This window comes from Rosistilla oblonga (assembly GCF_007751715.1).
GTDB classification, from domain to species: domain Bacteria; phylum Planctomycetota; class Planctomycetia; order Pirellulales; family Pirellulaceae; genus Rosistilla; species Rosistilla oblonga.
The window spans coordinates 4,428,958-4,454,954 of sequence record NZ_CP036292.1 but is presented as its reverse complement, the minus strand read 5'-3'; the positions used below and the strand labels follow the sequence as shown (position 1 = coordinate 4,454,954).

The 25,997-nt window shown below is 58.9% G+C and carries 22 protein-coding genes and 1 pseudogene; 8 read left to right on the top strand and 15 right to left on the bottom strand.

Features of this window, described 5'->3' with window-relative positions; all coding sequences use genetic code 11:
- Positions 1–22 precede the first annotated feature (22 nt).
- Positions 23–574: a TIGR03067 domain-containing protein gene (locus CA51_RS15690; protein WP_145122178.1), complete on the top strand. Its 552-nt coding sequence runs from the start codon at positions 23–25 to the stop codon at positions 572–574.
- Between the two features lie 203 nt (positions 575–777).
- Positions 778–1,263 (top strand): MgtC/SapB family protein, encoded by a 486-nt coding sequence (locus CA51_RS15685; RefSeq protein WP_145122176.1) that lies wholly within the window; start codon positions 778–780, stop codon positions 1,261–1,263.
- A 140-nt stretch (positions 1,264–1,403) separates the two neighbouring features.
- Here the strand turns inward: CA51_RS15685 and CA51_RS15680 are convergent, their stop codons facing one another.
- The 3 genes from CA51_RS15680 to CA51_RS15670 all read right to left on the bottom strand — a co-directional run bounded on the left by CA51_RS15680 (position 1,404) and on the right by CA51_RS15670 (position 3,713).
- Positions 1,404–1,886 (bottom strand): pyridoxamine 5'-phosphate oxidase family protein, encoded by a 483-nt coding sequence (locus CA51_RS15680; protein WP_145122174.1) that lies wholly within the window; start codon positions 1,884–1,886, stop codon positions 1,404–1,406.
- Positions 1,887–1,974: 88 nt separating this feature from the next.
- A complete protein-coding gene (locus CA51_RS15675) occupies positions 1,975–2,541 on the bottom strand; it encodes a type 1 glutamine amidotransferase domain-containing protein (protein ID WP_145122172.1) in 567 nt (188 codons plus the stop codon).
- 173 nt (positions 2,542–2,714) lie between these two features.
- Entirely contained in the window at positions 2,715–3,713 is a 999-nt protein-coding gene (locus CA51_RS15670; RefSeq protein ID WP_231745723.1) for an NAD(P)-dependent alcohol dehydrogenase, read from the bottom strand.
- Between the two features lie 186 nt (positions 3,714–3,899).
- On the opposite strand from CA51_RS15670, the gene CA51_RS15665 reads away from it, so the two are divergent.
- Positions 3,900–5,492 (top strand): glycoside hydrolase family protein, encoded by a 1,593-nt coding sequence (locus CA51_RS15665; protein ID WP_145122170.1) that lies wholly within the window; start codon positions 3,900–3,902, stop codon positions 5,490–5,492.
- A gap of 42 nt (positions 5,493–5,534) precedes the next feature.
- Here CA51_RS15665 and CA51_RS15660 read toward each other — a convergent pair whose 3' ends face one another.
- The 11 genes from CA51_RS15660 to CA51_RS15610 form a co-directional block, all read right to left on the bottom strand.
- Complete coding sequence (locus CA51_RS15660; protein WP_145122168.1) at positions 5,535–5,882, bottom strand: hypothetical protein; 348 nt, start codon at positions 5,880–5,882, stop codon at positions 5,535–5,537.
- Positions 5,882–6,517: a vitamin K epoxide reductase family protein gene (locus CA51_RS15655; protein ID WP_145122166.1), complete on the bottom strand. Its 636-nt coding sequence runs from the start codon at positions 6,515–6,517 to the stop codon at positions 5,882–5,884. The genes CA51_RS15660 and CA51_RS15655 overlap by 1 nt, the downstream gene beginning before the upstream one ends.
- A gap of 98 nt (positions 6,518–6,615) precedes the next feature.
- Positions 6,616–7,671 carry an NAD-dependent epimerase/dehydratase family protein gene (locus CA51_RS15650; protein ID WP_145122164.1) on the bottom strand — a complete coding sequence of 352 codons (1,056 nt, stop codon included), beginning with the start codon at positions 7,669–7,671 and terminating at the stop codon, positions 6,616–6,618.
- A gap of 124 nt (positions 7,672–7,795) precedes the next feature.
- Positions 7,796–8,899 carry an AI-2E family transporter gene (locus CA51_RS15645; protein WP_197451219.1) on the bottom strand — a complete coding sequence of 368 codons (1,104 nt, stop codon included), beginning with the start codon at positions 8,897–8,899 and terminating at the stop codon, positions 7,796–7,798.
- Between the two features lie 237 nt (positions 8,900–9,136).
- Positions 9,137–10,234 (bottom strand): c-type cytochrome, encoded by a 1,098-nt coding sequence (locus CA51_RS15640; RefSeq protein WP_145122160.1) that lies wholly within the window; start codon positions 10,232–10,234, stop codon positions 9,137–9,139.
- Positions 10,231–10,893, bottom strand: coding sequence for a cytochrome c oxidase assembly protein (locus CA51_RS15635; RefSeq protein ID WP_145122158.1), 663 nt, complete (start codon positions 10,891–10,893; stop codon positions 10,231–10,233). The genes CA51_RS15640 and CA51_RS15635 overlap by 4 nt, the downstream gene beginning before the upstream one ends.
- On the bottom strand, positions 10,893–11,294 hold the full coding sequence (locus CA51_RS15630) for a transmembrane prediction (RefSeq protein WP_231745722.1): 402 nt from the start codon (positions 11,292–11,294) through the stop codon (positions 10,893–10,895). Before CA51_RS15630 ends, CA51_RS15635 begins: the two co-directional genes overlap by 1 nt.
- Before the next feature lie 8 nt (positions 11,295–11,302).
- Positions 11,303–13,861 carry a cytochrome c oxidase subunit I gene (ctaD, locus tag CA51_RS15625; RefSeq protein WP_145122156.1) on the bottom strand — a complete coding sequence of 853 codons (2,559 nt, stop codon included), beginning with the start codon at positions 13,859–13,861 and terminating at the stop codon, positions 11,303–11,305.
- Positions 13,858–14,781 carry a cytochrome c oxidase subunit II gene (coxB, locus tag CA51_RS15620; RefSeq protein ID WP_145122153.1) on the bottom strand — a complete coding sequence of 308 codons (924 nt, stop codon included), beginning with the start codon at positions 14,779–14,781 and terminating at the stop codon, positions 13,858–13,860. The genes ctaD and coxB overlap by 4 nt, the downstream gene beginning before the upstream one ends.
- 66 nt (positions 14,782–14,847) lie before the next feature.
- Complete coding sequence (locus CA51_RS15615; protein WP_145122151.1) at positions 14,848–15,054, bottom strand: hypothetical protein; 207 nt, start codon at positions 15,052–15,054, stop codon at positions 14,848–14,850.
- A gap of 164 nt (positions 15,055–15,218) precedes the next feature.
- Complete coding sequence (locus CA51_RS15610; protein WP_145122149.1) at positions 15,219–16,439, bottom strand: hypothetical protein; 1,221 nt, start codon at positions 16,437–16,439, stop codon at positions 15,219–15,221.
- A 238-nt stretch (positions 16,440–16,677) separates the two neighbouring features.
- Between CA51_RS15610 and CA51_RS15605 the strand changes: the two genes are divergently transcribed.
- From CA51_RS15605 to fliD, 5 genes and pseudogenes are all read left to right on the top strand, one after another.
- Positions 16,678–17,292 carry an anthranilate synthase component II gene (locus tag CA51_RS15605; RefSeq protein WP_145122147.1) on the top strand — a complete coding sequence of 205 codons (615 nt, stop codon included), beginning with the start codon at positions 16,678–16,680 and terminating at the stop codon, positions 17,290–17,292.
- Positions 17,289–17,849 (top strand): DUF447 domain-containing protein, encoded by a 561-nt coding sequence (locus tag CA51_RS15600; protein WP_145122145.1) that lies wholly within the window; start codon positions 17,289–17,291, stop codon positions 17,847–17,849. The genes CA51_RS15605 and CA51_RS15600 overlap by 4 nt, the downstream gene beginning before the upstream one ends.
- Positions 17,850–18,570: 721 nt before the next feature.
- Positions 18,571–19,194 (top strand): annotated as a pseudogene (locus CA51_RS26585) (flagellin); the annotation flags it as partial.
- Between the two features lie 162 nt (positions 19,195–19,356).
- Positions 19,357–21,411 (top strand): flagellin, encoded by a 2,055-nt coding sequence (locus CA51_RS15595; RefSeq protein ID WP_476705541.1) that lies wholly within the window; start codon positions 19,357–19,359, stop codon positions 21,409–21,411.
- Between the two features lie 158 nt (positions 21,412–21,569).
- Entirely contained in the window at positions 21,570–24,614 is a 3,045-nt protein-coding gene (gene fliD / locus CA51_RS15590; RefSeq protein ID WP_145122141.1) for a flagellar filament capping protein FliD, read from the top strand.
- Positions 24,615–24,649: 35 nt separating this feature from the next.
- Here the strand turns inward: fliD and CA51_RS15585 are convergent, their stop codons facing one another.
- Positions 24,650–25,993, bottom strand: a complete 1,344-nt coding sequence (locus CA51_RS15585; RefSeq protein ID WP_231745721.1) for an HD domain-containing protein — start codon at positions 25,991–25,993, stop codon at positions 24,650–24,652.
- Positions 25,994–25,997 lie beyond the last annotated feature (4 nt).

The window sequence follows — 25,997 nt, the reverse complement described above, 5'->3', positions numbered from 1 at the left end:
TTACTCGAACTGGAGCCTACCGATGTCAACGCGATTTATTGCCCGTCTCACAGCCCTGACCCTTCTCGCCACATGTTCGCCGATCGCATTGGCTGACGACGGGAAGAAGGATGCCAAACTAAACGACTCCGTGATGCAGCGGTTGCAGGGTCGATGGGAGGTTGTCGGAGGCGCGAACCAAGGCCGCGAACTGTCCGAAGCGGAACTCAAGGGAACCTACAACACTGTCGCGACGAACACGATCACGACTTATGATCGCAACGAGCACCAGCGGTTTCGCGCCGTCTTCAGTATCGATTCGGCTGAGGATCCGATTCAGATCAACATGACTTCGGTGCCGCAGAAATCGACGGTCGCCAAACGCGACTTGAAGGTTCCGACGGAAGACATCGTCGCCGCGGGGATCCTCAAATTCCAGGGAGATGACAAATGGTCGCTCTGTTATGCGTTGCCTGGAAACGATCGCCCCACGAAATTTGAATCGCCCGAGGGGAGCAAGGTGATGTTGTTTCATCTAGTGCGACGGCAGGGCGATCCCGTTCCCGATGGTCGTTCGGCGAGCAAGACGAAGTAGATGCCGCCGTCGCCTCTTTGTGTGACTTCAAATCAGCCGGTTCGCTCGCGTGGGGACCGGCTTTTCTCGTTCGATCATTCAGCGCCTGATTGGTTCTGCATCTGGCGCCGTCGTAAAATAGCGTTAGTTGGGCAAAGCGGATCAGCGCGGCTTCACGCCTGGTTTGGAAAGATCCTTTAACGCGTCGTTGTGCCGAGTCAAAAATGTTGCAAGAGCTTGACGTTCAAAATCTACAAACGATCGCGATCGCTGCCGCCTGTGGCGCGGTGTTGGGAATCGAGCGTGAGATCGCTGGCAAACCGGCTGGTATTCGCACGCATATCTTCGTCAGCGCAGGATCGGCGTTGATGATGATCCTGGGGCAGGAGATCGTCGACCAATTCGCTCAGCACGAAAAGGATGCCCTTCTGAAAGCCGATCCGATTCGTATTCTGCAGGCGATCGTCGTGGGGATCAGCTTCCTTGGCGCCGGCACGATCGTCCATCAAAAGCGGGAGGGCGTCGAAGGTCTAACGACGGCGGCGACGATCTATCTGACCGCTGGCATCGGCGTCGCTACCGCAGTCGGCCGCGTGTCGCTTGCATTGATTCTGACCGCCTGTGCTGCGGTGGTGCTGGTCGTGCTTGGTTTTGTGGAAGATCGGATCGCTCGCCACTTCCATCGTAAGAAAGCGAAGAAGCTGGACTAGTGCCGGCTAATTCGCCTGAGAGTAAAGACATTCTAAATGTTGACGTCGCTCTGTTTCGTGCCGGTGAGCGATTGAATCCGCAGGTCACCCGCAATGAAGAGTCGTTTCGAAGTCTGGTGACTCCGATTGTGGAGCGTCGTCTATAGCGGGACGTACGCGTTGGTTGCTTCATCGGTCTCGGGACGCTTCCCTTGTAGGTAAGCCTTGCCAGCTTTGATCAGATAGGAGACGCCTTGCAAGCCGGAGTTGTCCCAGTACTGGCCGTGCAGCGGCTTGATGCGTAACAGCACGATCGCTTGGCTCGCCTTCCCTTCGGGGAACCAGACCTTCCAAGCCTCTTTCCACAGTTCGTTCAGCTTCGCCCGATCGTCGACAGCTTCCGCGGTCCCGGAGATCGAGACGAACTTGTGGCCGCTCTGCATCGTCACCGCGACCTCGACGTCTAGCATCAGGTCGGCAACTTTGCCCGAGTTGCGGTCGGTGACGAACCAGATTTGGCCATCCTCTTCGACTTCGGCGATCGCCATCGGACGGGCGTCGAGCGTGCGATCGTTGCTGCGAGTGACTAGCATCGCGTTGTCGAATTCTTTGACAAGATCGATCAGTTTTTGTTGAGTATCCATGGTGATTGCACCTTTCGTTTTTAGGGAGGGCGGAGGCGATCGCATCGCCACTGCGACGATGCGATGCAGCGGCTGGCGACGCCAGGAATTAGGCGGTTTGCTGAGCGTGTTTACCCTCGGCAAACTCTTCGATCGCCTTGTCGCAGAAGGCGGGCAGATCGTCGGGGTTGCGACTTGTCACAAGTCCCTCATCGCAGACGCATTCCTCGTCGACCCACTGGGCTCCCGCGTTAACCAGATCGGTCTTCAAGCTGGGCCAGGATGTCACCTTGCGACCGCGGACCACGTCGGCTTCGATCAACGTCCACGGTCCGTGGCAGATCGCTGCGACAGGTTTGTGCTGTTTAAAGAAATCGCGGACGAAGTCGACCGAGTGGCTGCAGGTCCGCAGCGAGTCGGGATTGGCAACGCCGCCCGGCAGGACAAGGCCGTCGAAGTCTTCGGCTGTGCTGGAATGAACCGATTGGTCGACCGGGAAGGTATCCCCTTTTTCGTCGTGGTTCATGCCTTGGATCTGTGTGTCTTTCGGTGAGACCAAAACACACTCTGCCCCTGCGGCTTTGATTGCTTCCCACGGTTTGGTCAGTTCGACTTGCTCAAAACCATCGGTCGCCAGAAACGCGATCCGTTTACCTTGTAGAGATTGGTTATTCATTTGATTCTCCATATTTATCTGAGTGAAGGTTCGTTCAGAGAATGGAGAAGCAGATCGCGTGCCAAGGCGACGTTCTTCGGGATGCTAGCCGATATTCGCGGCGGGGCTGGTTGCAAACGAAGCAGCTTGGAGCCCAAGCCGCCAGCCGCGCGGCGGACTCCCATCGAGGACGGCTAGCTGTTTATCAGGACAACTTTGCCCCGATCGACTCCCTGTTCGATGCGGCGGTGCGCGGCGGCGGTTTCGCTCATCGGGAACTGACTGTCGAGCGTGATCTTCAGCTTGCCCAGTTCGTACAGACCGATCAGGGCTCGCAGATCGTCACCGCACGGTTTGGCGAGCATCACTTTGCCCCGCTTCGACAGCGGCGTCGTCAACAGCGACATCATGATTCCCTGGACGTCCGGTTCGGTCGACACGAAGCGGCCCGAATCGGTCAGGACCGCACGGGCTTCGAGATAGCCCGATTTGCCGGCCGCATCGAAGATCAGATCCCACCGCTCGCCGGCCTTGGTAAAGTCGACTTTGTTGTAGTCGTAAAAGACGTCCGCCCCCAGTTCGCGGCAGAAGTCTTCGTTGGCGCCGCTGGCGATGGCCGTGACGTGGCAGTCGTACGACTTGGCAACTTGCACCGCAAACATCCCCACGCCACCGCTGGCTCCGTTGATCAAAACGCGTTGCCCCGCTCGGATCTTGCCGTGGTCGCGGAGCGATTGCAGGGCGGTCGTCCCCGCCAAGGGGATCGCTGCGGCTTCTTCGGTCGGCAGCGTGTCGGGGATTCGGGCGGCGACGCCAACCGAACAGGCAGCAAAGTCGGCGCAGGCACCGCCGCGGATGTAGTCGAGATACGCGATCACGCGATCGCCCGGTTTGAACGGGGCGTCGGGAGCACAATCGGCAACGGTGCCGGCGATGTCGTAGCCGGGAATGCGTGGAAAGCCGAAAGGCAACAACCCTTTCATCTCGCCGCGTCGCAATCGGTAATCGATCGGATTGACGCTGGATGCTGCCACCGACAGCAGCAATTGCCCCGGTAATCGCCGCGGAATCGGTAGCTCGGCGCGATGCAAAACGTCGGCTTCGCCATAGTCGTCGTAGACGATCGCCTGCATCGTTTGGCCGATTGGACGCTCGCTGGCGGTTGCGTCGGCTTCCCTATATTGAGTAGACATCGATGGTTTCCTGTAAAAGTGGGCCTGCCAAGGGGCGGCTGCAAATTGCTGTGACAGCGGCGAGCCGCTACGGTAGACGAGCGGCAAACCGCGTGCCGATCGTTGCAATGCAGCGATCCAGGGCCGATTCCGGCCGCTGACGCCTCGTCATGCCCGCCTCGAACTAATCTGAACCGAAGAGTAGCAATGTTTGCAGAAACCGATGGCAGCCGCAAAACGATTGGCGATGTGGACGTTCTGTTTCACGACGGCCTTTATCATTTGTTCCACCTCGTGTTGCCCAATCACGATTTTATCGCGCACGCGGTCAGCACCGACGCGATCAATTGGCGACGCGTGAACAATGCGCTCTTCATCGGCGACCCCGGCAGCTGGGACGACCTGATGTTGTGGACGATGCACATCTCTCCCGATCCGCACAAACCGGGATCGTGGCGGATGTTTTACACCGGGTTGTCGCGGCGCGATCAGGGAAAGTACCAACGCTTGGGGATGGCGGTCAGCGACGATCTGTACCGTTGGAAGAAGACGCCGGTCCATTGGCAAGACCATCGCGGTCCGCGAGATCCCGAACGGGTGAAGCAGGCGGTGCGAGAGAGTCGTTCGCAGGAGGCCGATGCGCGGCATGCGACGTTCGACGCGGAGAGCTGTTTTCCGCTGGAGCCCGATCCTAAGTACTACGAGTCGTCGTTGGATGAAGGGCGGCACTGGATCAGTTTCCGCGATCCGTTTTATTACCACGACGGCAAGGCGGGATGGTTGTTAGCGGCCGGGCGGATCAACACCGGGCCGATCGTTCGCCGCGGTTGCGTGGCGCTCATGAAGGAAGTCGAACCGAATCGTTTTGTCGCTCAACCGCCACTGCACCATCCGCGGTTGTACGACGACATCGAAGTCCCCAACGCGATCTGCGTCGACGACGACCACTATTTGATCGGCAGCATCCGCGAGGACGCCAAGATCCGCTATTGGCACACCAAGAAGATCGGCGATTCGTGGCTCAGCTACCACGACAACGTTTTGTTGGCTCAAGGGAATTACGCCGGCCGCGTTTGTCGCGACGACAAGGGCTGGCTGTTGTGGAATTTCTATTCAATGGATATCGGCGATCGGACGGCGGAGAATTTGATGCCGCCGCCGAAACGCTTGGTCAAGAATGGCGAAGGGATGTTGCGGGCGGTGACGTTCGAAGGGATCGACGCTTACGTTCGCGAACCGGTCGATTCGCGGTGCATCCACAGCTTGGTAGACGACGCCGGACCGCGGGTCGAATATTGCCGCGTCGATGGCGGCCATCTGGACCTCGCGTGCGACAGCGGATTCCAGGCGTTTGTCTTCGATGAGACGCTCGACCACTTCCGCTTTCAAGCGATGCTGCAGATGAAGGGCGTCGGCAAATGTGGCTTGGTTTTCCGGGCTGATCAGGAGACGCGAGACGGATATTATCTGTCGCTCGATATGCTCAAAGAAGTCGCCCAACTGCGTGCTTGGGGGACGGGCGAAGCTGGCAGCGGTGAGCACATGATGCAGTTCCGGCCGCTGCAAACGGGGTTTTGGTATTCGGAGATCCGAACCGAAGCCGAGGTCCAGTTGATCGTCTTCGGCAGCTATATCGAGCTGTCGATCAATGGCAGAGTCGTCTTGTCGCTAGCCGATCAGACGTTTTCGAAAGGCCATCTGGGAGTCTATCTGGAAACCGCGGAGCTGCGAGTTTCCGACATCCAGCTCGAACGCCTCGCTTCGCCCAGCCAAACCGACGACCACCTGGCGAGCGGTTGAACGAGGTGAGCCATCGTGTTTACCGCTCGCGCTCGCGAGCGCTCACGCGTGATCGACCTCTTTCCGCCACACCCGCGGTGGGTCGGAAGCTTCGTTGGGAATGATCGCGATCATCATCAGAAACAATCCGACAACGATGTAGTTCTGTTGAAAGGGGGGCGGAGGGAGTTCGGCGAATCGGCCCCAGATCAACATCCCGGTTGCGACGATCAGGATTCCCAAGTGCGCGTAACGTGTCGGCGGCCAGTAGGAGAGGGCTGCTAGCGACGCGATCAACAAGGCGGTGAATGAATTCAGAATCAGCAGTGTTTCGCTGTGATCGCCCGCGAAGATGAATGGGCTGAATACCATCCAGGCCGCGGTCATAATTTCGACGACTCGTCCCCACATCACTTTACCTCTCGGGTTAGAAGGCTTTCGGCAGCGCGATCCAACGGTTCGCTGCGATTGCCACAAAAGGCATCCCACAGTAGCCGGCGGTCGCGATTCTGTTTCCAAACGATCCACAGATACGTCAACGCAACTCGCACTTCGTCCCACGCCCAGTAGACCAGGATCAAGGAGATTAGAGCGGTCATCAAACAGAGGAAGCACCACGATCCAACAACCAGTCCTTGGACCGCCACCAAAATGACACTGACGATTCCCAGTGGAATCACATCGATTCCAAAGAGGACCACTAACCAGGGCCGATACTGCCAACGGCGTGCCGAACCGGCGAGTCCAAGGACCGCATCGCCCAGGTAGGCGAGCACTCCCAACGCGGCGTCGTGAATCCCCAGGATTCCATACATTTTCAGCGCCGCATCCGACTTTAAAACTTTGTCCGAGCCGTCACCAAAGACCGGATCCCAGACCGATTCGATCAGTCCCCACTGAAACAGGGACAGATGGACCGAGATCCCGGCGGCGACAAAAGCCAGCAGACAGATCGGAATCCGTTGAGACCAAGCCGACGGATTGTGCTTGTACGGCGGCACGGGCCGATCGATGTCGTGGCAGGGGACTGTGGCTTTTAAAAACATCGAGGGCTCTTTGGGGTGACTCGTTTCACGATTGGTGCGGTTGTTCGCATGGTCGACAGTTTGCCGGGAATAGGTTTGTCCGCAGTTTTTCGAACTCGTTATTGCAAACCGTTCTGCCGGTACCATCTGTCGGGATCGTCCTGCAGGGCGTCGAGCATCTTGGGGATACTGTCGATCAAGCGATGCCGAGGTTCCCAACCAAGCAGCTGTTTGGCTCGCGAGATATCGAGGGCATAGTGGTCGTCCGCCATGTCGACCATAAACGGTTTGATAAACGCTTCGCCGCCCGAGAGTGTGTCGGTCACCGAGGCTCCCACTTTGGCGAGGGCCGGGGGGACGTACAGCGTCTTCCAGTCTTTGCCGTGCAATCGCTGACCGATCGCATCCTGCAGCGTTTCGTAAGAGGGTGGCTCCGGTTCACCGATCAGGATCGCCGTTTTCGGTTCGATATCGGATCGCTTCTGGACGGTTGCAACGATAGCCGCGATTGCATCGTCGCAGTGCACCGCAGCTTGCCCCGCGGCGGTATCTCCAGGAAAGAAGTGACTTTGGAAGTCGCGTTCATAGATGCGTTTGATCTGTTGGACGATCGTCGGTTGGCGTCCGTAATCTGTATAGACACCGGCGATTCGCAACATCACCGATCGGACGCCGGGATGCCCTTCGCGAATCAAACGCTCCGTCGCGATCTTGCTCTCCGGATAGGGCCACTTCGCCTGCAGCGGATCGTCTTCGGCGATCCGTTCGCCCGGTGAACAGGGCTGGTGCACCAACATCGTGCTGGTGAAAACAAACTGTTCCAATTCGAAGTCGCTGAGCGCGTTCAACAGCCGGTCGGTGCCGTTGACTGTGATCTCTTCATACAGCGGACTCGGTTCGCCTGAAAAGTCATAATAGGCCGCCATATGTACAACCGAAGCCAGTTTGGCGTCGCAGCGTCGACGGACGTCATCGACGGCGCCGCGTACGTTTTCGTAGCTGCTGATATCGCACTCGACATCGTGGACATGGGGGGGACGCTTGGGCGGTTCGGGAAGGCCAACGCGATCGAATCCATAGACCTCATAACCGAGCTGGGCCAGTTGCGTGCAGACCGGCCGTCCCAGCAAACCCGAACTTCCGGTAACGATAACTGCGGGACGACGCTCGGACATGGGATGACTCCAGTCGTTGAAGGGAAACGGATGTTGATGAGCTTTTGATTTCACCAACAAACGTCGCAACTGGCATGCCAATCCGAACAACTCGCCGAGCGGATGGATCTCCGTCGCACTTGGCTCACGTTTCCGGTGGAGCGGCGACATGCTGTTGTTGGTTCTGCCGAACGACTCGCTCGCGGGCGATGTTCAGTAGCGCGTAGAAGAAGGCCGCGATCATCGGCCCGACGAAGATGCCCCACAGCCCCATCAGCTTCAATGCTCCCAGAACGGTCACCAACGCGACCAGCGGATGCAGCTTGGCTTGATTGCCGATCACGTAGGCGCGGACGAGATTGTCGGAGGTCGATATCAATGCGGCTCCGTAGATCGCCAGGCCGATGGCAGATCCATAGTTCCCTTCGATCATCAACCAGGCTGCGACCGATGCCCAAACCGCGGCCGAACCGAGGAAGGGGATGAAGGAGCAAAACATAGTCAGGACCATCAGCACCCAGACGTTGGGGACACCCAACACGGCAAACGACAGCCCAGCCAATGCGGCTTGAACGACACCGGCGACAACCGTTCCCAAGACCACGCCGCGGCAGACTCGTTGAAATTTATCGAACAGCCGCTGTTCCTCCTCGTTCTCCAAAGGCATCATCCGATGGAGCTCGCGGGTAAAGAGTTCACGATCGGCGAGGAAATAGTAGAACGACAACGCCATGATGCAGAGTCCGACGCCGAAGGTGACGATGTTGGAGATCAGGCCTCGCGTCTTGTCGTAGAGTTCGGCGGTAAATCCGTCGGAGATCCGTGAAACCGATTCCTGGATCTGTTGCCGCTGCGGCGGATCGAGCTTCCGGTAGACTCGATTCATCGCCGAACCGATCGTCGATTTCCCCAGCTTCTCGATCGTTTCGTCGAACGCATCGTCCGACCGACCGTCGAACCAACCGACAGCGTCGCGGCCGATCTGTGTCACCTGGTTCCCCGCCATCAGCAACGTCACACCGATCGGTAACAGCACCACCACCATCACCAGCCCCGTCGTTACGCCAGCGGCGATGCGGTTGTGCCCCGACAGGAAACCGGTCAAAGCCTGGTGCAGCGGTGCAAACAGAACCGTCAAAACGATGGCGACAAAAATCGCCAACACAAACGGTTTGATGACGTGGAAGAAGAGCAGTCCGAAGAGGCCGATCAATCCGACCAGCAACCAGAATGAAAAATGGCGAGGCATTGTTTTTGGTATCGACCGCGATCGAGAGAACGACGATCCGCGTGTCGCGTCCGCAGAAGAGATTGATCGTATTTCTACCAAACGGCTCGATCCTCGCTCATCCACGCCGGTAACGCGGTTGGCGAAACATCGGTTCCGCCAATGCATCGATCAACGCAATTGGTGTGCCGCACGCTGCGTCGGCGTTTTGGTTGCATACGCTTCATCGTAAGGAAGCGTGAAATTTTTCGTCGGCAATTATTCCCCGAGTGGCAGTTGAGCGTAGTAGTTCGCCAACGCTTCGATCTCCTCCGCCGTCAGCTTGTCGGCGATCGAGTGCATGCGTTCGACTCGATCTGTCCCGCCACGCGCCCGTCGCTGCAGCAGTTCCAGTTGTTGCGTCAGATACCAAGCGGGCTGGCCGACCAACTTGGGATAGTCGTCGCTGCGCTCGGTCGTTCCCGGACCGTGGCAGGCGGCACAGGCGGCGATCTTCTTTTGTCGGTCTCCTCGGTGGGCCAGCGACTTGCCACGCTCTACCAATTCGTCGACATCGGCCCGATTCGATTCGGCAACGTTCGCCATTTGCGTTTCTCGTTCGACATCCGGTTCCGCCGCGTAGAACGCCGCAAGTTTCGCGATCTGCGGATCGGTCAGCCGCGCCGCGATCGGTTGCATGATTCCGCTCTGTCGCGTTCCGGTTTTAAAGGCCTGAAGCGACTGTTCGAGATACGCCTGGGATTGCGATGCGAGTAGCGGGACTCGCGGTCCGGCAGCCGGCGAGCTCGACGTTCCGTGGCAGGCGGCACACGTCTGAGCCGCCAGTTGTTCGACCGGCGAATCGGATTCGGTTTCGACTCGCACTTGGCGATCGTAGTCTTCCGCGTCCAGTTGCGGCAACTGTTGTAGGAACGCGACGACTGGCCAAACATCATCGTCGCGAGTCTGCGTTGGCCAGGCGGGCATTCCGGCAAACTTGATCCCATGTTTGACGATGTAGAACAACTCGCGTGGCTCTTTGTCGAGCGGGACTCCGGGAAGGTAGGGAGGCGAGGGAGTCATGTGCCCGGCGACGACGGGAGCCGGCCCGCCGGGGCGGCCGTGGCACCAGCGGCAATTGGAATCGTAGGTTGCCGCGCCCAAACGAATCATGCCGGGCTGATCCAGCGGAGGCGGCTCGATTCCGGAGCTGTGGAAGTCGACCGACCGATCGCTTGCGTAGTCCAAGAACCAACGCGTGATCGGCCAATGTCCGCCGCTGGCGTTGATCGGTGCGATCCCCGAGACGAGGACAAACAGGCCGATCGCGCCGAGCCCGGCCAGCAGGATGCAAAGCTCTTTCAGTCGTCGTTTCATCGTGTGTTCGCCTTTCCAAGAGGAGAGCTTTTCGTCGCCCCGATCGGCATCCGGATCGGATCGACGAGATCGCGAGTCAGCCACAATCCGCCGGTCAAAAACGCCAGCCCGCCGACAACAAGCATCACCGCGCCGCCGATGTGCTGGTCCATGATCGGCGTTAGCCCAGTGCCTCCGTGATGATGGGAATAGAGCAACCGTGGCGACATGACTAACAACGCGCCCAGCAGCGTCATGTGCATCGAAGTCAACAACAGCCCGATCACTCCGGCGGCGCTGCGGCCGCGGTCGCGCGGCTGCGATCCACCGAAAGCGGACAGCCAGACCCAGACGCCGGCGGCGAGGAACATCGACTGTTCGACAACAAATCCGAACGCATCGTGGCGGGCCCAGTGATGCAGTCCCGGGGCGTGCCAGGCCCAGACGATCAACAGCTCGCCAACCGATGCCGGAACGGGGGCGAACAGCTTTGGAAATCGGAGTACCGGATCCCACCGACGCCCCGCCGCGGCGATCGACAACATCGGCGCCGCGACGGCAACGACCGCCATGTGCAGCGTCATGTGGGCAGCGAAGGAATGGCTGGCCATTTCCGGCAACGGACCGAGCCAAGCGATCGCCAAAACCAACCACCCCAAATTCCAAAGCATCGGTCGCATTAGTCACAGCTCCCGATAAAGAGGACAACTAACGCGGTGAAGAGCGTGGCGACGCTGCTGAGTGCGGCCAACAGGAGCGTCGCATATCCGATGAATCGCAGTTGATCGTCCGACGTGTTGCCGTCGTGCGGCGGAGATGCGTCGCCGTGGCGATGCTGCCGGTGACTGTGCCAGCCAACCAACGCGATCACCCCCAACGCAACAAGCGTATAGATCGCGATCGCGATTCGGATCGGCATCGCGTCGCCGGTCTCCGATTTGGCGCAAACGATCGCGATCGTGAGATAGCTGGCTAGAAAATGGATCGCCCAGGTCGTCGGCGGGATCAGCAACCAGACGATGTGATTTCGGAGCGCTCGGTAGCTCACCGTCGGCGTTGTCGTGTTGGTCGCATCCGTCATCAGTCACCTCATGCAACAAAAGGAAAGCCTGCGATCACGGCGACGGTAATCGCCGCGGTCAGCGCCATGAAGTGCCAGTAGAGCGAGACGTTCATGATGTCGGCGTCGTGAACCGCGTCCATCCTGCCCGCCATGCGTCGTGCGGCGCAGTAGATCAGCATCAGCAAACCGACGGCCAAATGAAGCGTCATCCAAAGCACCAACACGCAGACCATCGCCGGATAGACGTGGCTGGTCGGATCCATCTTGTTGGCGATCGGAGCCGCAGCGATGGTGACGCCAGCGTGAATCGTCGCCAGCGCCCCGATGCCGATCGCTGAATAAAACAGGGCGGGGCGATCGCGGCGGTTCCATCGACGTGCGGCGAGAGTGCATGCCCAAGCGACGCCCACGGCAGCCAAAGCGCCAAGCGGATAGAGGATCCCCGGGCCGGGCTGGTCGGCTGGCGGGAACTGTTCGTGTACGGTCCAGTAGAAAAAATAGCCGAAGACCAACGCCATGAAGGCTGTCATGTCGCCAAGCATCGTGATGAACATCGCCCACCAACCGACCGCTTGAGGGCCGGAGACGTAGAGCGGCAGACGCAGCCCCCGGCCGACATCTTTCGATGGTTTTTCGGGAATCGGAGCGGTGCCGGTCCACAGCCAAATGACTATGCAGACCAACGCCAACAGGCCGCTGATCCCGGCTGCGGTGTACCAGTGGAACGTCGAAAGGATGAACAGCCCGCCGGTGAAGATCGCGGCAAACATCGGGATAAACGACGGCCCCGGGACGCGTAGACACTGTTGCGGATGGGCGTCCATCGTCGATGTGACCAGCGTTTCCCGGAGCCCTTCTTCAGCATCGGGTAGGTAGAAATTCCCTTCATCGACGTCGCGGACAAAGTTCGCTTGATCCCACAGCGGATAACGACTCTCGATGATCGGGATCGATCGGATTCCCCAAGGTCGGTCGGGGACATCGGCCAGCCATTCCAGCGTCCCCGCGTTCCAACAATTCCTCGCCGCATGCGCCTGCTTTCGCTTCGGACGAACAATATCCCACAGGAAGACCGCAAAGCCAGCGGCTAACACAAACGCACCGATCGAGGAGACGAGGTTCAGCGTGTCGAAGCCCATCCCGGCCGGGTAGGTGTAGACGCGGCGCGGCATCCCGATCAAGCCGGTCAGATGCATCGGGAAGAAGCTGACGTTGAAACCGATCAGCGTCAACCAAAAGGTCAGTTTGCCCAGCCGCTGCGACAACTGTTTCCCCATCACCAGCGGATAGTAATAGTAGACGCCGGCCATGATCGGGAAGATCGTGCCACCGACCAGGACGTAGTGCAAATGGCCGACGATGAAATAGGTGTCGTGGGCTTGATAATCGAACGGCGCGATCGCGATCATCACGCCGGTCAGGCCGCCGATGATGAAGGTCGCCAAGCCAGCGAGAGCGAACCACAAACAGACCGATGACCGCACGCGGCCGATCAACAGTGTGGCGATAAAGCAGAAGATCTGCACGCCGGTTGGGATCGCGACGGCTTCGGAAGCCGCTGAAAAGATTCCGATCGTCAGCCCAGGCAGCCCGGTGGTGAACATGTGGTGGACCCACAGGCCAAAGCTCAGAAAGCCCGTTCCGACGGCGGCCAACACGATCCACGAATAACCGACCATCGGCGTCCGTGCGAATGTGGGAACGATCATCGCCAGTAGCGCGATCGATGGGAGGAAGACGATATAGACTTCGGGGTGTCCAAAAATCCAAAACAAGTGCTGCCACAACATCGGATCGCCGCCGCGCGACGCGTCGAAGAAGGGCCAGTCGAGCGAACGTTCGAGCTCCATCAACAGGTCGCCGGCGATCAACGGCGGAAAGGCGAACAGGATCATCGCGGCAACGACCAGGATGTACCAAGCGTACAGCGGGATCAGGTTCAATCGCATTCCCGGCGGGCGGCATTTCAAGACGCCGACGATCAGTTCGACTGCGGCGGCGATCGATGCGATCTCGATGAAGGAGAGTCCCAGCAGCCAGATGTCGGGTCCGACATCGGTCTGATATTCGGTGGTCATCGGCGGATACATGAACCAGCCGCCGCGAGGGGCGACGCCGAAGAAGAGCGAACCGCAGACGAAGATCCCGCCGATCAAGAAGCACCAATATCCATAAGCCGATAAGCGTGGGAAGGGAAGGTCTCGCGCTCCCATCATCTGTGGCAACAACAGGATCGAGATCGCTTCGAGAATCGGCACGGCAAATAGGAACATCATCACGCTGCCGTGCATCGTGAAGACTTGGTTGTATTGATCGGGACTCAGCCAATCGTTTTCGGGGATCGCCAACTGGGCTCGCATAATCAACGCCAGCACGCCGCCGAACAGGAAAAATGCAAACGCGGTGACGGTGTACCAGAGGCCGATTTCGGAGTTGTTCACCGCCGCCCAATACCGCCATCCCGTCGGCGTCTTCCACGGTTCCAACAGCCGCTTCTCTTGATCGGTCAGTTCCGCCGCGGGAGCTGTCACCGGCTCGGACGTCGGTTGCGACTGGGGATTCTTGTCTTCGGGATGGTCACTCATTTCAGCCCCTCCAGAAACGCGGCGATCTCGGCGGCCTGCAGTCGATCCATCGCGTGGAACGTCGGCATGTCGACGCCCGGTTTCACGCGATCGGTCTCGGTGATCCAGCGGACGAGGTTGGCATGGTTGTTCGGCAGCAGCCCCGCGGCGATGCTGGGACGCGATCCAAAGTTGGTAAGGTCGGGCCCCATTCTCCCACTGGCCTGAGTTCCACGAATCGTATGGCAGGCATGACAGCCAACGGCAAAGAAGTGTTTTTCGCCATCGGTCGCATCGGGTTCTTGCGAGGAAGCCGTCGGTCGCGTGAGTTGCTTAAGCCAGACGTCGAACTCATCGGCCGGCATCACGACGACATCAAAATTCATCTGAGCGTGCGCCGCACCACAAAACTCGGCACAGACGCCGCGAAAGGTTCCGACACGTGTCGGATGCAGTTTCAACCGCGTTTGGCGGCCGGGCATCATGTCGACTTTGCCTCCCAACGCCGGGATCCAAAACGAATGGATGACGTCTTCGCTGTCGAGCTTAAATTCGACGGGGCGGCCGACGGGCAAGCGGATTTCGTTTGCCGTTTCGACAACGGTTTCGTCGTCGATCTGATACGAGATCCTCCACCACCAGCGGACGCCGCTGACATGGACTTGCAAGCTGCCCTGGGGAGCTGGCCGCTGCAGTTCGGGCATCATCGGGAGAGACACACACAGCAATCCGGTCAGGACGATCGTCGGGAAAACCGCTCCGCCACCGATCACCCAACGCTTGATCGTCTGGGGATGATGTTGGCCGGGTTGATAGATCGCGTAAACGGCGAGGCCGACGACTATGATCCAAATCACGACCGCCCCGGCGCTCATCCAATAGAACAACACAGCGATCGCTTCGGCGGCTTCGCCAGCGGGTTGGAGCGTCGATTGGGGCATGGGGAGCGTTGATCCAGGTCGGCTGAAATGAACAAGTCGATCGGAATTTGAGGCGTGCTGGAAAGATCACGAATCGCCGGGGAGAGGCGTGTCGATATCGACGTCGCCGTCGGTCGAGGATTGAAGGTCGAGCGGCTGGTCACCGATCTCCAGCTTGGGAATCTCCGCTTCGATCCGCGTCGCGTCGTCGGTTGTTTCAACGTTGCCGTCGCAACCGCAAAGGCAGAGCAAAAGCGGGGCGATGGCTACGGATTGCCATGGATGAAATTGCATCGGAAGGATCCTGTCGGGTTGGAGTGTGCTTCGAGTTTGCGGGACTGCAATGCAATCAGCATGCCAACCGATTTGGTTCGCGGCCGCAGACTGTTACACGCTGTGATCGTGTTGGCTGCAGAGTTGCTCGGCCCGATCGATTGCATGGTTTTTCGATCCGCCGATTAAATCTCTTCGTCGACGAAAATGATGTGGCGGAAGTAATGCTGCGATTCAAAGCTGGCTCCCAACGCTCCGATCAACAGCCCCAGCGAAGCGCTAAAGCCAGACATGCGTACAAACGTCGCCAGGCCGATTTCGCCAGCTTGTATTTCGTTGGAACCGGCCCATGCGGCGATCAGGTCGCCATCGAAGAGGAGCCAGGAAAAACTGACGCCGATCACCATCAGCACGATCCAGGTGACCGACATTCCCAACAGCACGATCGCCAACGCCGAGGTCGACGTGACGACGGTTTGTTCGGTGTGCTGGCGTCCGCGACGGACCAGTAATTGCTGGCGGAAGACGACGTAGATCGTGGTAAGAATCAAGCTGGCCAAAGCGAGCGTCGCGACTTCGCCCGCGGTTTGCGAGAGCCCAAGATCCCATGCTTCGGCGGTCATCAGGAGGATCGCAACTGTCGAGACCGCAGCGATCGTCAGGCGACTCAAATGGCGTGGGAACTGCCACGGCCGGGCTCCGATCACCGCTTGAGCGATCTCGCGTCGGTTGATCCAAGCGGCGCGGACCAAAAAAGCAAATCGGCTCGCCGGGCGACTGGTGCTCTCTTCGAGTCGTTGGTCGGCGATCTCGGCCATCGCGTCGTGCATCGCGTCGATCTGCGGCGGTTCGAGCTCTTGCATCGCATCGATCTCTTCCGCGGTGGCGGGACGAAACATCAGATTCTGCGGCGATTCCTGGCCGCTGAGCCCGTTCAAATGGCCGATCGCGTGCAGCATCAAGCGGCTGGTTCGATGAGCGATCACGCGGATCCGAGCTTTCGTTTCCGCGTTGTCGTGAATCGCTGGGGGATCGATCAACGAGAGGGAGATCACCGCGGCATCCAGCGGGCGGGAGAGGGCGGCGAAGCAGAAGGGAGCGTAGTTGCCGACGAGGTCCGAGGCGGTGCAGACGATGACAAAGTCCCAGTGCCGGGCGTCTCGTTCTTCGGCGGCTTGCTGAAGCAAAACGCTAGGCTGCGTCCTCCCTTCGCTGGCCAGTTCCGGACGGCGACTCTGCAGCATACGGAAGCGAAACTCCGGCATCATCTCGCTGAGATCGCGACGCGTCTGTTCGATTGCCCGCGACGCGCTCTGCCGGTCGACATCGTCCAACGGCCCCGCGATGATCACGCCGATCTCGATCAGTCCGTCGGCGGATGGCGTCGCAGCAGGGCTGTGGAGCATTGGAATCCTGTGGTTGATAAAGCGTTTTTTGCCAGGAACGGATGCCCCGCGATTCCTTATGCCTTGCAAGCGTCGTGCCCGAACCGAGGATTGTGATCGCAGCGGCAGCAAAATCGCCTGATTGGTCGCTGACGAACCAAGCTGTAGGGGAAGCGAGCAGTTGGCAGGAGGAGGAATGTGTCAGCGGCGGCGGGGGATATCCTGGCTGGGAAGGATGCAAAGCGTTAGAATCGCGGCGATGTTACTGGTGCTCGATAACTACGACAGCTTCGTCCACAACCTGGCTCGCTACGTGCGGCAGCAGGGGCATCACACGTTGGTCGTTCGCAGCGACAAGATCAGCGTCGACGAAGTCGAAGCGCTCGCCCCGGCGGCGATCATCTTGTCGCCCGGCCCGAAGGCTCCCGATCAAGCGGGGGCTTGTCTGGAGATCACTCGCCGATTCGCGGGGCGGTTGCCGATCCTGGGCGTTTGTCTGGGGCACCAGATCATCGCGCAAGCGTTTGGCGGGCGGATCGTTCGCAGCGAGCCGATGCATGGCGTCCCGAGTTCGATCGAACATCGTGGCGACGGACTTTTTCGCGGCTTGCCCAATCCCTTTCCCGCCGCCCGGTATCATTCGTTGGTCGCCGATGCGGCGCAGATTCCCGACGTTCTGGAAGTCACCGCGTGGACCGATCGTGAGCCCGGCGATCCGGGAGATCGCTTGGTGATGGGACTGCAACATCGAGAGTTCCCGATCTTTGGCGTGCAATTTCATCCCGAATCGATTCTGACCGAACATGGTGACGAAATGCTGAAGAACTTTTTGGATCGCTTGCCTGCAGTGGAAGCGACGGTGGCGAACCGATGATCCTGGAAAGTCTTGTCACTTCGACCAATGCCAGCGGGGAATTAAACGTCGCGCCGATGGGACCGATCGTCGACGCGGGGATCACGCAAATCCAATTGCGGCCGTTTAAGTCGTCGACGACTTACGGTAATCTTCGCGCGACGTCGCGGGCGGTGGTGCATGTGACCGACGATGTGTTGATGATCGCACAGGCTGCGATCGGCCGAATCGAACCACCACCAGAGGTCCGACCGATCGACGGCGGATGGTTCGTGTTGGAGAAGGCGAGCCGTTGGTTTGCGATCGAAGTCGTACGGTGGATCTACGATCCGCAGCGTCCCACGGCGGAGTGCGCTATCCGAGCCGAGGGGATCGGCCCGCCATTCTTTGGACTCAATCGAGCCAAACACGCTGTCGTCGAAGCGGCGATCCTGGCGACGCGGACTCATCTGTTGCCCGCGGCGGAACTGTTGGCTGATCTGGAACGCCTGCAGGTCTTGGTCGACAAGACGGCAGGGGATGCCGAACGGGAAGCCTTTGCTCTTTTGCAAGCTACGATTCGGCAGCGGGTTGGTTAACAGACCCCGATCGATGAAAAGATTGAGGTTTTCTATCGTTTTGGAAAACTTGGGGTGCGTTGCTAGCCGATGCACCTAGTGTAGGCAAACTGGGTTGCTTGCATTCCCTTGGAGAGTCTCGCCTGCGTGGTGTCGCTCTCTCTCGCCTGGGGCCGGATCGACGATCCGATTCTGCAATGCAAGACGAACCTTCATCCTCCCTAAGCGGTTGTATCTACCGGGTCCTGTAGAGGTCCGAGGGAGGCCGGGATACCTCAGATTGAGAGTTGATAGAGTCGCATTCGTCAATAGTTTGGGAAAAGTTTGTGTCGGTAAAGTCGGCGCGATCGTCAAGGTCGCTACGCGCAAGAATCGACTGTAACGACTGTAGCGGACGTAGTGGGGGGGAAGTATTAAACGAAGGAAAAGCCAACCTTGTTTTCACAATGCTAACAAACATTCCCGATCTATACTTCGTCGGAGACAGGGGGTCAGTAGCATCCGTAGTGCTACCTCTCCCGATCGCCGGTAGCCAACGACGCGTCGAGTGAACATGTTGTTGGTGAGGACGCCGTAGAGTCGCGTAGACGAATCTCACGAGCAACCCGCAGAACGCCGTCGCGGTCAGACGCCCGGTCCACGTTTCAGCTTTATTGTGGTTCCGAACCACAAGGGTTAGCCCGCTTGATTTGAGCGGGTCCAAATACAGGTCCACGTTGAACCGCATAGAGGGAAAAATAATATGACCCGGATTAATACAAACGTTCCATCGCTCGTTGCACAAAACCGATTGCAATCATCCAACGGCGATTTACAAGAAGCACTGACTCGCTTGAGCACCGGCCTTCGCATCAATTCGGGATCGGATGATCCTGCGGGTTTGATCGCTAGCGAAGCGCTGCGAAGCGAAATCACCAGCTTGAACAAAGCGGTCAGCAACACCGAACGCGCCAACCAAATCATCGCAACCGCCGACAGCGCTCTGGGACAGGTGAGCACGCTGTTGAACGACGTTCGCGGTCTGGTTGTTGAAGCGGCGAATAGTGGAGCACTGAGCCCCGACGAGATCGCGGCGAACCAGTTGCAGGTCGACAGCTCGCTGGAAGCGATCAACCGAATTTCGCAAACCACGACTTTCCAAGGTCGCAAACTGTTGGACGGCAGTCTGGACTTCTTGACCAGCGGCACGTCGAACTTCAACAAGATCGAAAACATTCAAATCGACCAAGCCAACTTGGGCAACCTTGGCAAGATCCAAGTCGATGTTTCGGTCCAAGAAGCGGCCTCGCAAGCTTCGGTCAAGATCGACAACGTTCCTGCTTCGGGCGCTGGAACCGGCAAGATCACGCTGACGAACTCGACAGGTGCCGCCGACGAAGCGAAGACCGGCACTTTGGAGACTGCTGGCGGAGCTGACTTCACCGTCGACGTTCTCGATGGCAGCAGCCTGGATGGTATCGCCGGAAACGATCTGACCGTCGATATCAAAAGCGGCGGAACGACCGCTTTGACACAAGCGACGACCGCGGTGAAATCACTTGATGGCGGCGGCAGTTTTACCATCTCGGCGAAAGAGGGCGGGGCTCTTGACGGCGGATTGGGCAACGCAGCGACCGTTCAATTTACTGCTGGCAACACCGCGACCGCACAAGCCGAATCGAATGGATTCAACGTCAACGGCGTTGCCGGTGCGTTCACCGTTTCGGCCAAAGCTGGTGGTGCATTCGACGGAACCGCTGGTAATGCTCTGACGGTCGAAATCGAGAGCGGCACCCCGGCGGCCGGTGCGGCTTCGATTTCTGAAGCGGCAGGTGTGGTCACGATCACCGTCGACGACACGGTCGGTGTAACATTGGAAGATATCCAAGCGGCATTGGCTGCCGATACCGACTTCGAATTTAACGTCGCCGAAGGGAACGAAGAAGTCGTCTTTCGATCCGACGGATCGGACGACTCGCTCGCACCAATCGCGCTCAACGGCGGAACCGCCGGTGCCAACGCCGCGGCTGTGGTCAGCCGAACTGGCGATGCATTGACAATCACCGTCAACGACCTCGCGAATCAAACGTTGACCGACATCAAAGCGGCGTTGGAAGCGGACGATAACTTCAACGACGATTTCAAAATTCAATTGGGTAGTGCTGGAACCGACGTGTTCACCTCGACGGCCACCGACGACAACGACATCGCGCCATTGGCATTCACCGGCGGCACCAACGCCGCGGCGGAAGTCTCGTTTGCCGATGGTAAGTTGTCGATCACTGTCGACGACACGACCGCGCAGAGCCTGTCGGCGATCCAAGCCGCTTTGGATTCTTCGACCACGCTGTTGGACGGCACGGATACGTTCAGCGATCTGTTTGCTGTAACGATTAACGCCGACAACGTCTTCGCAGTCGATGGATCCGACGACATTGAAGATGAAGCCTTCAGTGGTGGTTCCGGTTCGACAGCAACCGACGAGATCACGATCACCACGCCACAAGGCGTGGATTTTAACGGCACGATCACGATCGACAGCAGTGGCGATACGGGCGGAGCGGTTACGGCGAGCGTCGATGAAAACAACAACATCACGATCACCGTCGACGATGACTCCGACACCGATCTGGCTGACATCATCGCGGCGATCGAAAACGATCTGACCGGTTATTCGGCTGAATTGACGACCAACGATGGCGACGGCATCCTGCACATCGCCGACGATTCGATCGCAACGACCGAAATCGAAGATGCTGACGATGGTGGTATCACCGCCGACGTCGTCTTCGAATTGGCTGGTTCGACCGGTTCGGAAGTCTTCAACATCAGTGCTGGCACCACGCTGGATCAATTGATCTCGCAGATCAACCTGGTCTCCGAAGCGACGGGCGTCACCGCGGTTGCTAACGGAACCACGCTGGAATTGAACTCAAGCGAATACGGATCGAAGTCGTTTGTCGATCTGAAGGTGATCGAAGAGGGCGAAAACGGAACCTTTGGTGCCGTAGTCAACGAAGGAGCTCGTGCGACAGGTACCGACGTCAAGGCGAAGGTCAACGGCGTCGATGCTAGCGGCGACGGCAACAAGTTGACGATCAACACCGGAACGCTCGACCTGAACATGTCGGTCGAAGCGGACTACGTCGGTTCGATCGAATTCGACATCAACGGTGGTGGAGCTCTGTTCCAACTGGGTAGCCAAGTTGTTGCGAACCAACAGGCTCGCATCGGCATCGGCAGCGTAAACACCGCTCAATTGGGTGGAGTTAGCGGCAAGTTGTTCGAATTGGGCGAAGGTGGTCGTGCGGCTCTGGGAACCGATCCCACCGCGGCAGCAGCGATCGTCGACGAAGCGATTGATCAAGTCACCGGGCTTCGCGGTCGATTGGGTGCGTTCCAACGAACGACAATCGAAAGCAACCTGGTCAGCTTGAACGACACCGTAGCGAACCTGCAGGAAGCGGAATCGAGCATCCGCGATGCCGACTTCGCTGCCGAATCGGCTCGCCTGACGCGTGCTCAGATTCTGGTTCAATCGGGTACTTCGGTCTTGTCGCTGGCAAACCAAAACCCACAAAACGTGCTTTCGCTGCTGGGTTAATCCCCACTCGAAACACCTATTAAATCTCGACACGGCGGTTCGATTCATTCGAGCCGCCGTTTTGCTTAGGCCGATAGTAACGGTTATGCGGGTTGTCACCCCTTCGATCCGCAGACCAATTTAAGCCCTTCGATCTCTGCTGCCCAAACGGTTTTACCATGGGAACAATTCAATCTTCTGTCGGTTTGATCACCGGGATTCCAATCCAGGATACCGTCGAACAATTGATGGGAATTTCGGCGCGGCCCCGCGATCTGCTTTCATCTCGCACCGCGGCGCTACAGCAGGAACAGGTCGCGATCACCGAATTGACAGCATTGGCTGTCGGGCTCGATCTGGCCAGCGCCGCGTTTGGCCGCGAAACGCTCTACGAGACGACATCGGTCGCCTCTTCGAACAGCGAAGCCCTGTCGGTCACTCAGACCGCCGACTCGGTCAATCTGCAGAATCAACAGGTTCGCGTGGTCCAATTGGCGCAGACCAACAGCTTCGGTTCGCGCGATCTGGGCAGCAGCACCGAATCGCTCGGCTACAGCGGCCAATTGAAGATCGAAACCGGCGGCTTCATCGACAGCAGCGCCGCACTGGAAGATCTTAATGGAGGCCGCGGTGTGGAGCGCGGCCAGATCCGAATCACCGATCGCAGCGGCAATTCCGCGATGATCGACCTCAGCGGCGCCACGACGATCGACGACGTCTTGGCGAGCATCAACGAATCGACCGACATCGACGTCCGCGCATCGACTTCGGGCGACAAGATCGTGTTGACCGATAAGACGGGCAAGACGCTATCAAATTTGAGTGTCAGCGAAGTTGGCGGCGGTTCGACAGCGTCCGATCTAGGCCTGCGCGGGATCAATACCGCAAGCGATTCGGCCAGCGGACGCGATATCTATTCGCTCTCCGCAGCGACTTCGTTGTCGAGTCTACGAGACGGACGCGGCGTCGGCTTTGGCGGTGAAGATGACATCGCGATCACGCTCCGCGACGGGACCGAATTGTCGATCGATTTTGGCGACTTCTCCCGCGAAGCAACGAACGCGTCGGGAACCACTGGCGCTGCCGATCCCAACGCCCGTCTGACGATCGAAACGGTCGCGGCAGGCGGCGATTACGACGGCTTGGAAGTTCTGTTTGTCAACGATGTCGGCGTCGCCGCGGGAAGCGAGACGGTCGAACTGTTGGAGGGAACTTACGGCAAACAACTGGTTTTCCATATCGACGAGGGGAACACCACCGCGGCAAACATCGCCGATGCGTTGGCTGGCAACGAAGAATTGTCGGCTCTCTTCACTGCAACCGCCGGTGGCGATGGATCGGCAGCCGTATCGACCGCCGATTTCGCAGTCGTCGACGGGGGCGCGGCGATCGATCCGCAATCCAATCCAACGATCGAAGACTTGTTGCGCGTGCTGAACGACGCCGATCCCAAGCTGCAGGCGAGCCTGTCGGCTTCCGGAGACGCGATCGAGTTGACCGACCTCAGCGAAGGGACCGGAACGCTGACGATCGCCGATGCCGAAGGGAGCACGGCCGCGTCGGACCTGGGACTCGTCTTCGAAGGCGAAGCCGATTCGACGACCGGGATCGCGCTGCAATCGGGTCTGCAATCGGTCAGCCTGAGCACGTTGGCTGGCGGAGCCGGCCTGGGCACGCTGGGAACGATATCGATCACCGCTCACGACGGTTCGACCGCCGACGTCGATCTGTCGGCAGCCAACAGCGTCGCCGATGTGATCACCGCGATCAACGAAAGCGGACTCGACATCGAAGCCGACTACAACGACCAAGGGACCGGGATCGCGATCCGCGATCTGACCGGCGGGACGACAAGCAACTTAAAGGTTTCCAGCCTCGACGAGACCGCGGCGAAGTTGGGCCTAGAGATCGACACGACCGATACGTATGCCAACGGCAACAACCTGCGGGCTCAATACGTTTCGCGGAACACCGCGTTGTCGGAACTGAACCAAGGCAACGGCGTGGGGACCGGTTCGTTTACGATCCAGGACTCGACGGGGCAAGCGTCGATCGTCAGCCTTGGCGCTTTGGAATCGCAAACCGTCGGCGCTTTGATCGACCAGATCAACAGTCTCAGCATCGGTGTCGAAGCGAGCCTGAATGCCGACGGCAACGGAATCCAGATCGTCGATACCAGCAACGGCGAGGGGACTTTAAACATCACCGATCGCAACGGTCGCACATCGGCTGCCAGTTTGGGTATCGCCGGCACGGCCGAGTCGCGCGTGATCGATGGCAAGGTGACCAGCGCGATCGTTGGTTCGCAGGGCATTTCCGTGAACGTCAACGCATCGGATACCGTCGCCACGATCGCGGCGAAGATCCAAGATGCTGGGCAGTATGCATCAGCGTCGGCTGCTGGTGGTCGCTTGGAAATCCTCAGCAAACGTGGAGGCACCGACGGTCGCCTGGCCGTCTCGACCACGGGATTCGATATCGGACTGCGACAGACAGCGTCGGCTCAAGATGCGGTTATCGAAGTCGGCGAATCGGGAGCCGCGACGCTCTTCCACAGCAGCGACAACGTCTTCAGCGACGCGATCAGCGGGCTCTCCCTAACCGCCAAGAAGGTCACTGATTCGGCGGTCGATGTCGACGTCACCAAGAACAACAACGCTGTCGTCAGCAGCGTCACGAACTTCGTTTCGGCCTACAACCGCTTGGTCGATCGGATGGATGCATTGACAGCGTTCGACGAAGCGACGCAAACGGTCGGCCTGCTGTTTGGCAGCGGCGAAGTGTTGCGGATGCAGTCTCAGCTGGGCAACTTGTTCAGCGGACGAATCAACGCCGCCGGCGACATCAAATCGCTCGGGGAGATCGGTGTCCGATTATCCGATACCGGCCAGATGACCTTCGATTCGAGCAAGTTGACGGCAAAGCTGGAGACCGATCCCGACGCGGTCAAAGAATTTTTCACCACCGAAACGACCGGCGTTGCGGCTCGGATCAAAGAGACAGTCGACAAACTGGCCGGTGTCGGCAACAGCGTGCTGTTGAACAAAAACAACTCGCTGCAGCAGCGGATCGAAACCAACAACGATCGGATCGCATCGTATAACGTGCGGCTCGAATCGGAAGAGGCGCGGCTGTACAAGCAGTATTACGCGATGGAAGAAGCGATTTCCAAGCTGCAAACCAACCAGAGCTTCCTCGGCAACATAGCACCGATCACGATGTAGCATGACCAGCGACGGCAGCCATCGATGCTGTGGCTCTACGTTGCATCGGGCGTCTGTTCCACCGCAGCTTCCAGGATCTCGCGCGCTTGCTGCGGTGTGATGCTGTCGCGAAGTTCGGGGCAGACAAAGATTCGGACTCGTTTGACAAAGTTATCGAACTGCTGGCGTGCCAGCACCGCCGCGACGGGCGATACGTCACCCAAGGTGCGAACAACGCCCTGCTCATCGACGACATCGACGTTGATGTCGACCTCCAACTTCTGCGGCGGAGCGTCGATCAAGACGTGCGTCGGCCCAACGCGTCGTCCGATTGCGGCGCTCGCCAACCGAGCGAACGATTCGCTGCAACGGACCAGCCACGGATAGGGTCTACCGGCAAGCGACGCATGAATCTGCGGCGAATCCAATACGCTGAACTGCCCGATCTCTTTGAACAATCGCCGTTTGGGGCCAAACAATCCTTGAGTCAACCATTGGACATCGGTTCCGGCGCTGGCCATCAACAACCGTTCGATCCACGGGGCGTCGGTCAATTCGCACATGCTGTCCATATCCAACCGTTCGTGCAGCTGGTAGATCGCTCGTTGCAGCATCGCCGTGGCGCTGCGAACCGTCGGATGCCAGTAGACCTCGCTGAACATGATGTAACGCGAAAAGACCATCATCTCCGCGGCCGTGCGGCCTTTGTCGGTGATCGCCAAACGAGGCCGCGACGGATGGATGGCTAACGAACCGATCAACCGCCCGGTGTCAAAGTTGCGGCCGTAGGGAACGCCGGCGTGCAAGCTGTCGCGAATCAAGTAGTCCATCTTGTCGACATCGATCGGCCCGCTCAACAGGCTGCTGAGCGCTTGGTTCTCGTCGGAGAGATCTTTGCCGTCCAACAAATCGCAGACTTCGTCCGGTTCGATTTGCCAATCGTTCCGAATCCGATCGGCGATCTCCGCGTCGCCGATGATCCGCCGAGCTCGCTGTTCGTGGCGCGGCACGCCCGGCAAACGCATGTCTTCGATCGGGTGGCAGAACGGCCAGTGACCGACATCGTGCAACAGCGACGCCAGTAGAAAACGCTCCGCACCGCGTGGGTCGACGACTTCGGCAAAACGTTTTGTTGTGACCAAGCGTTGCAGAAACATCAACGCGTTGCGGTAGACGCCTAACGAATGTTCCATCCGCGAATGAGTCGCCCCGGGATAGACCAAGCCGACCAATCCCAATTGACTCACCTGGCTCAATCGTCGCAGCGGCGGCGTGTCGAGCAATCGCGCGGCGCGATCGGTCATCGGGACGTTCATCTCCGGCGGGATTCGAACGACGCGAGGCGATGCGGCAAAGGAGAGCAGTTCGGGGATCTGCGATAACATTTCTTGGCGGTTCATCGGC